This is a genomic window from Streptomyces sp. NPDC047974, from assembly GCF_040653375.1.
GTDB lineage: Bacteria > Actinomycetota > Actinomycetes > Streptomycetales > Streptomycetaceae > Streptomyces.
In genome coordinates, this window is the sequence record NZ_JBEZNU010000016.1 from 1 (window position 1) to 14,289 (window position 14,289).

The 14,289-nt window shown below is 70.2% G+C and carries 12 protein-coding genes; 9 read left to right on the forward strand and 3 right to left on the reverse strand.

The window, feature by feature from the left end; translation table 11 throughout:
- The first annotated feature begins 143 nt into the window (after positions 1–143).
- Positions 144–1,130, forward strand: a complete 987-nt coding sequence (locus tag AB0E19_RS22600; protein WP_362182975.1) for a helix-turn-helix transcriptional regulator — start codon at positions 144–146, stop codon at positions 1,128–1,130.
- A gap of 161 nt (positions 1,131–1,291) precedes the next feature.
- On the opposite strand, the gene AB0E19_RS22605 is transcribed toward AB0E19_RS22600, so the two are convergent.
- Positions 1,292–2,272, reverse strand: a complete 981-nt coding sequence (locus AB0E19_RS22605; protein ID WP_362182978.1) for a helix-turn-helix transcriptional regulator — start codon at positions 2,270–2,272, stop codon at positions 1,292–1,294.
- Between the two features lie 476 nt (positions 2,273–2,748).
- On the opposite strand from AB0E19_RS22605, the gene AB0E19_RS22610 reads away from it, so the two are divergent.
- The 7 genes from AB0E19_RS22610 to AB0E19_RS22640 all read left to right on the forward strand — a co-directional run bounded on the left by AB0E19_RS22610 (position 2,749) and on the right by AB0E19_RS22640 (position 11,032).
- On the forward strand, positions 2,749–4,191 hold the full coding sequence (locus tag AB0E19_RS22610; RefSeq protein ID WP_362182981.1) for a S8 family serine peptidase: 1,443 nt from the start codon (positions 2,749–2,751) through the stop codon (positions 4,189–4,191).
- Between the two features lie 98 nt (positions 4,192–4,289).
- A complete protein-coding gene (locus AB0E19_RS22615) occupies positions 4,290–5,273 on the forward strand; it encodes an ABC transporter permease (protein ID WP_362182984.1) in 984 nt (327 codons plus the stop codon).
- A gap of 1 nt (position 5,274) precedes the next feature.
- Positions 5,275–6,219, forward strand: a complete 945-nt coding sequence (locus AB0E19_RS22620) for an ABC transporter permease (RefSeq protein WP_362182987.1) — start codon at positions 5,275–5,277, stop codon at positions 6,217–6,219.
- Entirely contained in the window at positions 6,216–8,309 is a 2,094-nt protein-coding gene (locus AB0E19_RS22625) for an ABC transporter ATP-binding protein (protein ID WP_362182989.1), read from the forward strand. Before AB0E19_RS22620 ends, AB0E19_RS22625 begins: the two co-directional genes overlap by 4 nt.
- 56 nt (positions 8,310–8,365) lie before the next feature.
- Positions 8,366–10,039 (forward strand): ABC transporter family substrate-binding protein, encoded by a 1,674-nt coding sequence (locus AB0E19_RS22630; protein WP_362182992.1) that lies wholly within the window; start codon positions 8,366–8,368, stop codon positions 10,037–10,039.
- 100 nt (positions 10,040–10,139) lie between these two features.
- Positions 10,140–10,559 (forward strand): hypothetical protein, encoded by a 420-nt coding sequence (locus AB0E19_RS22635; protein WP_362182995.1) that lies wholly within the window; start codon positions 10,140–10,142, stop codon positions 10,557–10,559.
- Positions 10,556–11,032, forward strand: coding sequence for a hypothetical protein (locus AB0E19_RS22640; protein ID WP_362182998.1), 477 nt, complete (start codon positions 10,556–10,558; stop codon positions 11,030–11,032). Before AB0E19_RS22635 ends, AB0E19_RS22640 begins: the two co-directional genes overlap by 4 nt.
- 11 nt (positions 11,033–11,043) lie before the next feature.
- Here AB0E19_RS22640 and AB0E19_RS22645 read toward each other — a convergent pair whose 3' ends face one another.
- A complete protein-coding gene (locus AB0E19_RS22645) occupies positions 11,044–11,937 on the reverse strand; it encodes a phytanoyl-CoA dioxygenase family protein (RefSeq protein WP_362183002.1) in 894 nt (297 codons plus the stop codon).
- Positions 11,938–12,065: 128 nt separating this feature from the next.
- Here AB0E19_RS22645 and AB0E19_RS22650 point away from each other — a divergent pair, with 128 nt between their 5' ends.
- Entirely contained in the window at positions 12,066–12,830 is a 765-nt protein-coding gene (locus tag AB0E19_RS22650) for a helix-turn-helix domain-containing protein (RefSeq protein WP_362183005.1), read from the forward strand.
- A gap of 24 nt (positions 12,831–12,854) precedes the next feature.
- Here AB0E19_RS22650 and AB0E19_RS22655 read toward each other — a convergent pair whose 3' ends face one another.
- Complete coding sequence (locus AB0E19_RS22655; RefSeq protein ID WP_362183008.1) at positions 12,855–14,249, reverse strand: hypothetical protein; 1,395 nt, start codon at positions 14,247–14,249, stop codon at positions 12,855–12,857.
- Between the last annotated feature and the right edge of the window lie 40 nt (positions 14,250–14,289).

Consider the following 14,289-nt stretch of genomic DNA (forward strand, 5'->3'; position numbering starts at 1 on the left):
CCACCGTGTCGAGCAGACGCCGGCGGGAGGCCGGTGCCGGCTCGGAGGTCGTGACGGGCTCGCGCGTGAGGGAAGCCGATGTCACTCCTTGACGGATGGTGATCGGACCAGATGAACGACGGTGAGCGGGAAGGCTGTGACGCATGGACGAGACGAAGGTCGCGGAGGCCCTTCGAGGACTGGGAATCGGGGCCGAGGCGGTACGGGTCTACCTCGTGCTGCTGCGGATGGCGCCCGCCTCGCTGAGCGCGGTCGGGGCGGCGGCCGAGCTGGAGGGTGAGCACCTGGCCGTGGCGTATGGCGAACTGGTCGACGTCGGCTTGGCCTGCGGTGCCGTGGGAGAGGACGACCTCGCGGCGCCCGTCCCGCCGGGTGTCGCGCTGAAGGCGCTGACCAGGCGCCGCGCGGCGGAGGCCGACGCGTCCGGCATCACGGTGGCCGGTGCCTTCGAGGCGTTCCGGCGACTGAGGCTCGCGGCGCACAACGAGGATCTCGTCGACGTGGTCACCGGCGAGGACGTCGGCCGTCGGGCACGCCAGGCATGGGCGGGCGCCCGCGAGCAGATACGCCAGTTCGACACGCCTCCGTACTACTCCGTCGGGTCCGGCACAGGGGTGGCGCTGGACACCCTCGGCCGTGGTGTCACCCAGCGCGTGGTCTACTCGCGGGCGTCGCTGGAGCTGCCCGGCAACCTCGCCGCGAACATCGAGCCGTGCATCGCGGCGGGGGAGGAGGCGCGTGTGCTGCCCTCGCTCCCGGTCAAACTGATCATCATCGACGACGCGTACGCCCTGGTCTCGCTGTCGATCGCCGACGTCGACGTGCACAACACCATGCTCGTCGTGCAGCCGTGCGGCCTGTTCTCCGCTCTCGTCGCCCTGTTCGAGCAGACGTGGCAGCAGGCACTGCCGTTCCCCGGCGCACCGGGGCCGTCGCCTTCGCGTCTTCCGCCGGCGGAGCGACGTCTGCTGGCGCTGCTGGCCGGCGGCGTCAGCGACGACGACATCGCCCTGGAGATGGGGATCAGTCGGCGCACCCTGTCCCGGCGCATCGAGGTCCTGATGGCCCGGGTCGGCGCCAGTACACGCTTCCAGATGGCGCTCCAGATCCACCGTCGCGGCTGGCTGTGAAGGCCGTAACGGCTCGGGAGGCCTCCGCCGTGCCATCGGCACACCATGGAGGACGAGTTCGCCGGCTGCCCGAAGGCGTCGCTGAGACCCTCCGAGGCGCCGGTCGTCGGCGCGGACGCACGGCTCGGCGTCGAGGCCCTCACCACGGCGGCCGGCGCCGGTCACAGCCAGCCCCGGTGCTGTGCCTGGAGGGCCATCTGGAAGCGCGTGGTCGCGCCGAGCCGGTTCATGTGGGTCTCCACCCTGCGGGAGAGGGTGCGGCGGCTGATGCCCAGGTTCCGCGCGATCTCCTCGTCCGGGACTCCGGCCGCGAGGAGTGCCAGCAGGCGGCGGTCCGCCGGGACCAGCCGGTGGGGCCGGGGGACGTGACCGTGGAACGGCAGAGCGTTCTGCCAGGTCTGTTCGAACAGGGCGACGAGTGCCGAGAAGAGGCCGCAGGGCTGCACGACGAGCATGGTGTTGTGTACTTCGGCCTCCTGGATGGACAGCGAGACCAGGGCGTACGCGTCGTCGATGATGAGCAGCTTGACCGGGAGCGAGGGCAGGACACGGGCCTGCTCGCCGGCGGCGAGACATGGTTCGATGTTCCGCACCAGGTTCCCCGGCACCTCCAGGGAGGCCCGTGAGTAGACCACCCGCTGGACGACCCCGCGCCGGAGAGTGGCGAGTGCGGCGTCGCCGCCCCCGGCCAGGGGAAAGTACGGCGGCGAGTCGAACTGCCGGATCCTCAGCTCGGCGCTCTGCCAAGCCTGGCGTACCCGTGGGCCGATCTCTTCGCCGGTGACGAGTTCGACCACGTCCGCGTGGTGCGCGGCGAGCCGTGCACGCCGGAACGTGTCGAAGGCGCCGGTCACGGCGATCCCGAACTCGTCGAGCTCCGCGGCCCGGTGCCTGCGGAGCACCTGCAGGGACGCGGCGGGCGGTACCGGGGCCGCGAGGTCCCGGACTCCGGCTGCGGCTCCGGCAAGTCCGGCGTCCACCAGCTCGCCGTACACGGACAGCAGCCGTTCCCCTGAGAGGCCCACCGCCTTGCCGATCACGTCGAGTGGGGCGGGGGACCGTTCGAGCAGTTCGACGTAGACACGCGTCGCCGCGTCGCCGATGCCCAGCCGGCGCAGTGCGGCGGCGACGTTCGTACGCATCACTGGAGAGGCCGCGGATCGGTGACGGTCGGGTCGGTCACGGTGTCGTGTCTCCCTCGTCGTCCGGTCGCCAGGGGCGTGACAGCGGCCCGCAGGCCGGCGTGGCAGCGACGCACAACCGCAGAGCGGCGGTGCGTGAGCTGTTTCTAACCGACGCGGAGCCCCCTGGTCGCCAGATCCCGCCAGTGGCGCGAACGGGCGACCCCGCGTGACGGGTGAGGGAGCGGAAGGGCCCACGGTCCGTGTCCCGCACGGTCGCAGCCGCTGCCGCCGCCCGGCTGCCGTCCAGAACATGCCAATGACTCGATTGGGCACCACGCGGTCGGCCACCGGGATACAACCACACCGCCACTCCCGCTTCACCGTCGAGACGCGGACGGTCAGGAACTCGGCGCGACGGCTCCGACCTGCCTCGACCCCTCGCACCATCGACCAGCGCCGAGAAGGGAAACACCATGCCGCACAAGCCTGTTCACATGGGCCTCGCACTCGCCACGGCAGGCATGCTCACCGCCGTGCTCGCCGGCGGAGTCGCCGGAGCCGCGCCCTCTCCACGCTCCACGCCCGTCTCCGACGGACCGTCCACACCGGTGACGTTCGAGACGCCCGACGGCGAGCTGTTCAGCTACGTCATCAACACCACCCGGGCGAATCCCGGGCACGTCCAGCAGGTCGAACGCGCGGTCGTGAAGTCCGGCGGCGTGGTCGTCCAGTCCTGGCCCGAGATCGGAGTCGTGGTCGCGCACTCCGACCGCGCCGCCTTCCGCGTCGACGTCAAGCGCCGTGGCGGCCGGTTCGTCGAGTCGATGGGCCCCACCCGCTACGGCACCGTGTACGAGGGCACACCGGAGGGCATCGAGACGCCCTGGTCCACGCCGGAACCGGTTCCTCCCGCCGCGCAGCCCGGCGTGAGCAAGCCCGACCCGCGGGAGTCGGAGCAGTGGGCACTGAAGGCGATCAAGGCCGACCAGGCCCACCGGATCACCGAGGGGTCGCGTGACGTCCTCGTCGGTGTCCTGGACACCGGCATCGACCCCGGCCACCCCGACCTGAAGTCCAATCTGGACCCCTCGAAGTCGGTGAACTGCGCGGACGCCGGCCGCCCTGACCGCAGCGCGACGGACTGGCACAGCACCGTAAACGGCCACGGCACCCACGTCGCGGGCATCATCGCCGCGGAACGCAACGGCAGGGGCGTCGTCGGTGTCGCGCCCAAGGTCCGCGTCGCCTCGGTGAAGGTCACCGGTGACGAGAACATGATCTACCCCGAGTACGCCGTCTGCGGCTTCATGTGGGCCGCGCGGAACGGGTTCGACGTCACCAACAGCAGTTACTACGTCGACCCGTTCACCTTCTGGTGCACCGACCAGCCGGAGCAGGCCGCATCGGTCAGCGCGGTGCGCAAGGCGGTCGAGTACGCGACGAGGAAGGGGGTCGTGCACGCCGCCGCGGCCGGCAACGGGACCACCGACCTGACGGCGAAGACCACCGACACCTACCCGGTCCAGCGGAAGATCAACAACGACTGTCTCCACCTACCGGGCGAGCTCGACGGCGTGGCGACCGTGTCGGCCGTCAACAGCAAGGGACAGCTGGCCTCCTTCTCCAGCCGCGGACTCGGCGCGATCGACGTGGCCGCCCCCGGCCGGGACGTCATGTCGACCATCCCCGGCGGGGGCTACGACGCCTGGGCCGGCACCTCGATGGCCTCGCCGCACGTGGCCGGCGTGCTGGCGCTGATGAAGTCGGCACACCCTCACCGGACCCCCGCGCAGATGCTCGAAGCGCTGCGGGACCAGGCCGAGGACCACTCCTGCGAGCCCGCCGAGGGCGACAAGGGCCCCGCCTGCCAGGGCCCGGCGGAGAACAACAGCCACTACGGCGAGGGCGTGGTCGACGCACTCGACGCGGTGCGCTGATCCACCTCCGCGACCGGGGCAGGGGCCTGGTGATCCGCCGCCCCCGCCCCGATGCTCCACCTCCCCCGACCCGACGCCTTCCGAGAGGAGTGCGGACCATGATCACGTACGTCGTGCGCCGGCTCTTCGGCTGGGTCCTGATGATCGTGTTGGCCACGAATCTCACGTACTTCCTGGCCTCGTCGTTCCTGGACCCCCGCGCCAACTACCTGGAGCGGACCCCACCGGTGCCCGAATACGCCGTCGACGCCAACCTCGACCGCTACAACCTGAACGACGAGGAACCCCTCCTGCACCGATGGTGGGACTGGGCCGGCGGAATCGTCACCGACTGGAGCTGGGGGTTCAGCCCGGAAGGCCTCGCCGTCAACGGACAGGTAGCGAGCAGGATCTGGGTCAGCGCCGAGCTCGTCCTCGGCGCCACGATCCTCGCCACCGTCCTCGGCGTCACCCTCGGAGTCTTCACCGCCTCCCGCCAGTACAAGGCGTCCGACCGCTTCTGGCAGCAGGTCTCCGTCGTCGCCCTCAACATCCCCGCACCCGTGATGGCACTGATCGCGGTGGTCGGCGGCATCACCTTCAACGAACAGATGGGCGAGACGGTGCTGTTCGTGTCCGGGTCCGGCAGCGTCGGGGTGACCGGGCTGTGGGCGACCGCACTGGACACCGCGCGCCACCTGCTGCTGCCCACCTTCAGCCTCGTCGTCACCGGATACGCCGGCTACCACTTCCTCCAGCGCGCGCTGCTGCTCGACCACATCAACGCCGACTACGTGCGCACCGCCCGCGCCAAGGGACTGACCAAGGCGGCCGCGATCCGGCGGCACGCGCTGCCCACCTCCCTGATCCCGGTCGCCACCTCGGTCGCCTTCTCCATCCCCGCCGTCTTCACCGGCGCCGTGATCTCCGAATCGATCTTCGGCTGGGAGGGCATGGGCCGCTACTTCGTGACGACCATCGCCAAGAACGACATCCACGGCGTCGTGGCGGTGGCCGCCTTCGGCGCCCTGGTGACGGCCATCGGCGCGGTGCTCTCCGACATCGTCGTCGTCGCCCTCGACCCCCGGACGCGGGTGAGCTGACATGACCGGCAAGACACTGACCGCCCTCGCCGAGGACAGCGCCACGACAGCGGCGGCGGGCACGGCGACGAACAGCGCCGCGCCCCGGCCCGGGCGCCGCAAGGGACGGCTGTACCTCACCCGCTTCCTGCGCAACAGGACGGCCGTGGCGGGCGTGTTCATCCTCCTCCTGATCGCCCTGTTCGGACTGGCCGGCGGAGCGTTCACACCACACACGTACGAGGACGTCGACTTCCTGGCGATCAACCAGCCCCCCAGTGCCGAGCACTGGTTCGGCACCAACGGGGCGGGAAACGACCTGTACGCGCAGCTGGCCCACGGCATCCAGCGCTCGCTGGTCATCGGCCTGGTCGTGTCCCTGTGCACCACCGCGATCGCCGCCTTCGTGGGCGCCGTCGCCGCCTACGTCGGCGGCCGGACGGAGCGGATCATCCTGGAGGTCATCCACTTCCTGCTGGTGGTCCCCAGCTTCCTGATCCTCGCCCTGGTCTCGAACAGCGTCGGCGGCGACTGGCGGACGCTCATCGTCGTCCTCGTCGTCTTCGGGTGGATGTACTACGCCCGCGTCATCTGGACCATGGCGCTCTCGCTGCGCGAGCGCGAGTTCGTCACCGCCGCTCGCTACATGGGGCTCGGGCCCCTCTCCGTCGTCCGGCGGCACATCATCCCCAACCTCGCCTCGATGCTGACCATCCACTTCACCCTGGGCGTGGTCACCACCATCCAGTCCGAGACGGCGCTGTCGTTCCTCGGGTTCGGCGTGAAGCCCCCCGACGTGTCGCTCGGCGCGCTGATCGGCAGCGGCAGTTCCGTGGTCTACAGCGCTCCCTGGCAGTTCTGGTTCCCGGCCGTGACGCTCACCCTGCTGACCGTCTCGATGGCCTTCATCGCCGACGGCCTGCGCGACGCGCTCGACCCCGACTCGAGTGCAGGAGGACACGCATGACCCCCACGACCTTGCCCCGGACAACCCCCGACCTCACCCGCTCCGCCGCGCCGGTCCTGAGTGTCCGGGACCTGCGGGTGTCCTTCCCCTCCGAGGCCGGACGGGTCGACGCCGTGCGCGGCGTCTCCTTCGACCTCCGAGCCGGCCGCACCCTGGCCGTCGTCGGGGAGTCGGGCTCCGGGAAGTCGGTGACGGCGCTGTCCGTGATCGGGCTCCTCGCCGACCGGGCCGCTGTGACCGGTTCGATCACCCTGGAAGGCCGCGAGCTCATCGGGCTCACCGACCGGGAGATGTCCGCCGTGCGCGGCAACGACATCGCCATGGTCTTCCAGGACCCGCTGACGAGCCTCACCCCGGTCCACAGCATCGGCAAGCAGCTCGTGGAGGCGATCCGCGCCCACCGGGACGTCTCCCGGGAGAAGGCCTGGCAGCGCGGCATCGAACTCCTCGACCTGGTCGGCATTCCGAACCCGGCCGTGCGCATGCGGTCCTACCCGCACGAGTTCTCCGGCGGCATGCGCCAGCGTGTGGTCATCGCCCTGGCGGTGGCCAACGAACCCAAGGTGATCATCGCCGACGAACCGACCACCGCCCTCGACGTCACCATCCAGGCCCAGGTGCTGGAACTCCTGAAGAAGGCCCAAGCCGAGACCGGCGCCGCGCTCATGATGGTGACCCACGACATGGGTGTCGTCGCCCGCATGGCCGACGACGTCATGGTGATGTACGCCGGCCGGCCGGTGGAACACGCGCCGGTCGACGAGCTGTTCCACCACCCGCGCATGCCGTACACCCTCGGTCTGCTCGGCGCGGTACCGCGCGCCGACGAAGGCGCGAGCACCACCCTCGTCCCGGTGACCGGAAATCCGCCGCTCCTGATCGACCTCCCCGACCGATGTCCTTTCGCCCCCCGCTGCCCGATCGCGACCGACGACTGCCACGCCCGCGAACCCGAGCTGATCGAACTGACGTCCGGTCACACGACCGCCTGCCTGCGCAGCTCCGAGATCACGGACGGCGCGATCGACGGCGTTTCCGTCTTCGCACGGCCCGACGTCCGTCCCGGCACCGTGGTCAGGACGCCCAGGGCCGACCGCGCGACCGTGCTGGGTGTCACCGCGCTCACCCGCGAGTTCCCCCTGCTCAAGGGGGCCGTGCTCAAGCGACGGGTCGGCACCGTCCACGCGGTGAACGGCCTGACCTTCGACATCCGTGCCGGCGAGACGCTCGCCATCGTCGGGGAGTCGGGCTGCGGCAAGAGCACCACCCTGCTGTCCATCATGGACCTCGCCAAGAACGCCGGCGGCCGGATCGAACTCGACGGCGTCGACCTCACCTCGGTCCGCGGACGCGAGGCCCGCGACCTGCGCCGCAAGCTCCAGATCGTCTTCCAGGACCCGATGGGAGCGCTCGACCCGCGGTTCACCGTCTCCGAGCTGATCGCCGAACCCCTCCGCGCCTTCGACCTGGCGCCCGCCGGCCGGATCGACGCCCGCGTCGCCGAGCTCATGGACCTCGTGGGCCTCGACCCCGCCCACGTCGACCGCTTCCCGGGCGCCTTCTCGGGTGGACAGCGCCAGCGCATCGGCATCGCCCGCGCCCTGGCCTCCGAGCCCTCGCTGCTGGTGCTCGACGAACCCGTCTCGGCACTCGACGTGTCGATCCAGGCCGGCGTGATTAACCTTCTCCAGCGGCTCCAGGGCGAACTCGGCCTGTCCTACCTGTTCGTCTCCCACGACCTGTCCGTGGTGCGACACCTCACCGACCGCGTGGGCGTGATGTACCTCGGACGGTTCGTCGAGTACGGCGACGTCGACGCCGTCTTCGGCGATCCGGCCCACCCCTACACCCAGGCGCTGATCTCCGCGATCCCGGTACCGGACCCCGTGGTCGAGCGCTCCCGCGCACCCCTCCTGCTCACCGGCGACCTGCCCAGTCCCACCGAGAACCCGCCCGGCTGCGCCTTCGCCGGACGCTGCCCGCTCAAGCCCACGCTCCCCGAGGAGAAACAGCGGCTCTGCACCACCGTCAGCCCCGGGCTCACGGGAAGGGAGGGAGCCGACCACCGGCACGCCTGTCTCCACCGCTGACGTTCCGGAGCCGTCCCCGACGGCGCCGGAAACCCCCACTGACACAAGGAAAGTCCATGAAGCACACGAAGCGGATCGCGACGCTGGGCGTCGTCCTCGTCCTCGGTCTCACCGCCTGTTCGTCCGGAGGGACGACCGACAAGGGGGAGCAGCGCTCCAGGGAGAAGCTGGCCGCGGCCGCCCCGCAGTACAACGCGCAGCCGCGCGAGAACCTCAAGGACGGCGGCACGTTCACCACGGCGGCCACGGTTCCGGACCAGTTCAACGCCTTCCACTCGGACTCGACGGCCGGCGGTTGGGAGATCTCCGAGTGGTACAACCCGGCTCTCTTCCTGCAGGCCGCGAACGGTGAGTGGTCGCCGAACCCGGACTATCTGACGGACGTCAAGAACGAGCTGGTCGACGGCAACCGCCGCGTCACCTACACCATCAACCCGAAGGCGAAGTTCAACGACGGTACGCCGATCGACTGGCGGGCCTTCGAGGCCCGCTGGAAGACGGCGAACGGCAAGAACAAGGAGTTCTCGGTCGGGGGTACGGACGGTTACGACCTGATCGAGTCCGTCAAGCCCGGCAAGGACGACCGCCAGGCCGTGGTGACCTACAAGGGCCCGTGGGTGTGGTGGCAGGACCAGTTCGTCATGCCGCTTCACCCGGCCGCGGCCGACCCCGAGACCTTCAACACGGGCTTCGTGGAGAACCCGCACAACGAGTGGGGCGCCGGCCCCTACCACATCAAGTCCGTGGACCACAACGCCGGGACGGTCGTCCTCGAACGCAATCCGAAGTGGTGGGGCGAGCCGGGCAAGCTGGACCAGCGCGTGTTCCGCACCCTGGAGCCCACGGCCGAGCTGAACGCCTTCCGCAACGGCGAGCTCGACGCCATCAAGGCGCCGTCCAAGGAGTTCTACACCCAGGTCAAGGGCATGAAGGACGTCGAGATCCGCCAGTCGGCGATCCTGTCCACCAACTTCCTCACCCTGAACCCCGACTCCAAGGTGCTCCAGGACGAGAGGGTCCGCGAGGCGGTGCTGCGCGGTTTCGACCGCGAGACGCTGCTGAAGGTCAAGTTCGACGGCCTCAACTACACCGAGAAGCTCCCCGGCTCCATGTCCCGCTACCCCTTCCAGGACGGGTACCGCGACAACCTCGCCAAGGTCGGCATCACCTACGACGAGGCCAAGGCCAACGAACTCCTCGACGCCGCGGGCTGGAAGAAGGGTCCGGACGGCTTCCGCGCGAAGGACGGCCAGAAGCTGAAGCTGGTGTGGCCGGTCACCGGTGACGACACGGGAAAGAAGAACATGGCCACCGCGGCGCAGGCGATGATGAAGAAGATCGGCATCCAGCTGTCGATCGACCAGCGCGCCGGTACGGAGCTCTCGAAGACCCTCAGCGAGAAGACGTACGACGCGTTCAACCTGAGCTGGAACTCCGGTCGCCCCGACTACGGCTTCGCGGAGTTCTGCGGGCTCTTCTGCACCGACCCGTGGATGGACTCCGCCACGCAGAAGAAGATGATCGAGAAGGCCCGGGAGATCAACCTGATCGCGGACAAGGCCCAACAGGTCGAGCGGTGGAACGACCTGGAGGTCGAGGCGTTCCGGACGAAGCTCATGCTGCCGATGCACAACGGGCCGGCGATCTGGGCGGTGAAGAAGGGGCTGGCGAACTTCGGCGCGAGCCAGTTCCTCATCGGCCCGAAGCAGGACATCGGCTGGCAGAAGTGACCTGCTGATCAACGTGGAGGTGAGTGGCCGGCGCCCGGTGCCGGACCGCGCGCCGGCGGCTCCCCCTCCCTGACGAACCGACCCTCGACCAAGGAGCGTCATGTCAACGGAGATCCGTCTGGCCGTCGTCGGAGCGGGCAACCGCGGTGCCGCCTACACCCACATCGCCGGGGCCACCGGCCTGGCCCGCGTGATGGCCGTAGCCGAGCCGCGGGAGTCGCGGCGCACGGCCATGGTCCCCCGCCAAGCGATCGACCCCGGCCTCGTGGTGGACGGCTGGCGGAAGCCGGCCGCGGGTCGCCGACGCGGTCGCCACTGGCTCGCCCGCATCGTCGGGCGCAAGGCCGTTCGGGTGTCGTCGTTCGGCAGCCTCTACCACTTCCGCCCCGAGAACCGGCCGGACGGCGCGGCCGACCGCTGCCTGGACTGCGGGGTGGAGGCAGTATGCCCGTACTCCGCCAAGAAGCTGTACATGCCCCCCTCCCCACCGCGACGCCCGACTCCTGGCCGCTCTCGGTGATCACGGACGACCTCACGGAGGCCGGGGTGCTGCGCGCCCTGGCGGAGGGATCGTACGGCCGCTGCGTCTACGCCTGCGACAACGACGTCGTCGACCACCAGGTGGTCGCCCTGGAGTACGAGGGCGGCGTTACCGCCTCCTTCACGATGACCGCGTTCACCCCCTCGGCCCACCGCAAGACCGGGCTGTTCGGCACGCACGGCTACGTCGAGGGCGACGGAGTCACCCTGCGCGTCCAGGACTTTCGTACGGGGGAGTGGGAGACGACCGACACCCGGGCGGGTTCGGACGCCACGGCCGCCGGCGGCCACGGAGGCGGCGACCACGCCCTGGTCACCGCCTTCCTGGAGGCGGTGCGCAGCGGTGACAGGTCCGGGATCCTGTCCGGCGCCCGCGAGAGCCTCGACACGCACCGGGTCGTCTGGGCGGCGGAACGCTCCCGCACGACCGGCGAGACGGTGACCCTGCCCTGAGCCGCTTCCGCTCAGAGGCCGTCCTCGTCGTGCCAGTGGTTCTGCCAGCGCCGGTCGACCGGCTGGGCCGCGGCCTGGTAGCGGATGTCCGTGGAGAGGCGGAAGACACCGTCCGGATCACGGTTGTCGAGCGAAGCGTGGATGATGTGCGCGTTGTGGATCATGACATCGCCGGCGGTGAAGTCGGTGACGAGCCATCGCGCGTCGTACGCGTCGGCGAGGGCGGGCAGGTCGGCGGTGAGGGAGGCGGCCGGACGCCTGAGCGTGCCCTCCGCCTCCTGGCGGAGGGTCACGCGGTGGCTGCCCTCCAGGTAGACGAGCGGGCCGCGGCTCACCGGGACGTCCCCCAGCGGAATCCAGGCCGACACCACCCGGTCCGTGCCCTCGCGCAGGTAGACCAGGTCGTAGTGGGCCTGGGTCGCGGTGCCTATCCCGGTCTCGCCCGGCCCGACGTGACGGATGATCTTCCGGCGGTGCAGGTGCAGGGCGTCCTCGCCGAGAAGCCATTGGAAGAAGGCGACCAGCCGCGGGTGGCGGCAGAGCGCCTCGTACTCCGCGCTTGGTACGACCTCCCTGAACAGGCTCGTCCGCAGCCGCCCGCGGTCGACGTCCGCGGGGTCGGCGGCGATGCCCTCACCGGGGTCGGTTCCCGCCCGGGTCAGCCCGCTGCCGGCGAGGGCCGAGAAGTAGTGCCGGCGGAAGTCCAGCACGGTCGCCGCGTCCAGGAAGCCCGGCAGATAGAGGTAGCCGTCCCGTGCGAAGCGGCTCGACAGGGCGTCCCTGTCGCCCAGTTCCTCCGGCGTCACCGCTTTCAGTCGTCCCAGCCGATCGGCCCTGGGATCGAGTGCGTAGCCGTTCGAGGTGAGGGGCCGGCGAACCGGTATCCCGTCCGAGGTGGCGTTCATGACCGCATCCTCGCAAGACGGATGTTCGTAGAGCCATGCACGAATTCGTGCTTTTCTTGGACTATTCCTCCGGGAGTGCGCCCTGGCGAGATGCGGAGGCGCGTCTGGCGTGATGCTAAGTTAGCACCGTGCGTCCAGCTCAGCCCAACCAGTCCCTGATCGACGGACTGGCTTGCCTCCAAGTGCTCGCCTCGCACGCCGAGCCCGTCGGTTCGCGCGAGCTCGGCCGGATGCTCGGTCTGGAGCCGACGCGCGTCAACAGGCTGCTCAAGACCCTGGCGTACGTCGGGCTCGCCCAGCAGGACGCCCACCGCAAGTACCTTCCGGGGCCGGGCATCCACGTCCTCGCGGCGCAGAGCCTGCGGGGGTCGGGGCTGATCCGGCGCGCCCTCGGGCCCCTGGAGTCGCTGTTCGACCTCGGGCACCAGGTGGCCATGGGCGTCCTCTGGGGGGACCAGGTCTGCTACCTCTACCACAGCAGCCCCGGGGAGAGTCCCGGCGCCGGCCTCGGCCGGGAGCCCCTCTACCCCGCCGCGGCGTCCGGTCTGGGGCAGGCGCTGCTCGCCCGCCTCGACGACGAAGCCGTCCGGGAGCTCTACGACGGGTCCACGGGGCGGCACCCCGTCGCGCCGTCGCGCCACCCGGTCGACACCGACGCGTTGTCGAGGACCCTCGCCACCGTCCGCGACAGCGGCTACGCCCTCGTCAAGACCCTGGAGCCCGCCGGGTACCGCACCCTCGCGGTGGCGCTCGACGGAGGTGACGCGGCCGCCATCGGCGTCGCCGGTCTCTTCCCGGACGAGGACGTGCCCGGCATGCTCGCCCGCCTCGAAGTCGTACGGGACGAGATCGACTCCGCGGACGGCGAGGCCGGGCCCGCGGTCCGGCGCTGACCGCGCCGCTCCGGACCGCGGGGGTCAGGTGTAGAACAACTGGGCGCTGGCGGTGGTACGACGGTCGCTCACGACCCGCACCCAGTGCGCGCCGAAGCCGCTCGGGAAGACGTGTGTGCGCAACTGCCCCGCCGGTACGGCGACTTCCACGACGGACCCGAAGCGCCCGTGCCCGTGGACGTCCACCTCGACCGTGAAGACCACGTCCTCGTCGCCGAGGTTCTCCAGGTGCACGCACTTCCCGTCGAAACCGGTCATCAGGTAGGGGTCGGACGGCACGCCGGCCTCGACCTCGCTCTCCCACCAGGGACCGCCCCAGCCGGCGGGCTTGCCGAAGTTCCACAGGTCGTCCGTCTTGCCGAACCACATGTTGGACTGCGGTTCCGCCGTGTACGGGTTGAGGCCGTGGCTCGGCGACGCGTTGTCGGCGCCGGCGACGAGCATGCCGCGCCACGAGCAGAAGTCCCCGAGCACCCACAGGTGCGTGGAGATCGGCCGTACGCCCCAGATCCGCCCTCCGTACGCCCACGGGGACAGTTCGTAGAACATCCCGTGGTGGTCCATGAGCAGCCGCTCATGCTCCACCTCGCGGATCCGCGGCCATTCGGTCTGCCACTTGTGGTCGAAGCAGTGGGATGCCTTCGGCAGGCGGTACCGGGTCCAGGAGCCGTCCGCCTCGGTGAACACCTGAAGGATCGCCGACGCCCGGTCCCACCCCGTGGCGAAGATCGTGCCGCCGAACTCATGGCGCCCGCCGATGGCGGTGAAGGGCTTGTCCTCGATGATCCGCCAGGCGCCGCCGTCGTACTCGGCGAGCCGGCCGCGGGCCCGCTCGCCCGCCCACTCCGGCTCCGCGTACTCGTTGGAGCAGACGACGAGCCGGCCGAAACTCGTGTAGCAGTCCTTGTAGTGGACCTTCATCTCGCCCTCGGTGCCCAGCTCTTCGTTGAGGTCGAAGATCCGCGTGCACGCGAGGGTGGTGACGTCGAGTTCGAAGAGCTCGCCCTCCATGGCCAGGACGTACACGTGCGTGTCCGGCTTGGTCAGGTGCCTGGCCGTGCCGCAGGTGCGCAGGGGCACGAGCTCCGGAACCGTACGGATCCGGTGGTGCCGGTCGATGACGTGCGGGCCGAGGACGAGCAGGCCGGTCGGGTAGTGGACGAAGCGGTTGGTGTAGGTGCCGTCGACGCCCAGCGTCTCCGGCACGACCTCCAGGGAGAAGTCCTCGTGGACGCGGCGCAGGCTGACGCCACCACCGCTCGCGGCCTTGTGCGAGTTGTAGTTCTGCACGTACAGCTTGCCGTTCCACGGCATCAGGGACCCGATGCCCAGTTCGCTCCGCGGCGGCCCGAAGTCGCCGATCTGGGCCAGGGACGGGTACACGCCGGAAACCTGCTGCGGCGTCGCGTGGTCTGACATGCGGTCCTTCTCTCCTCGGGTGTCAGGGAAAGCCCGGTGA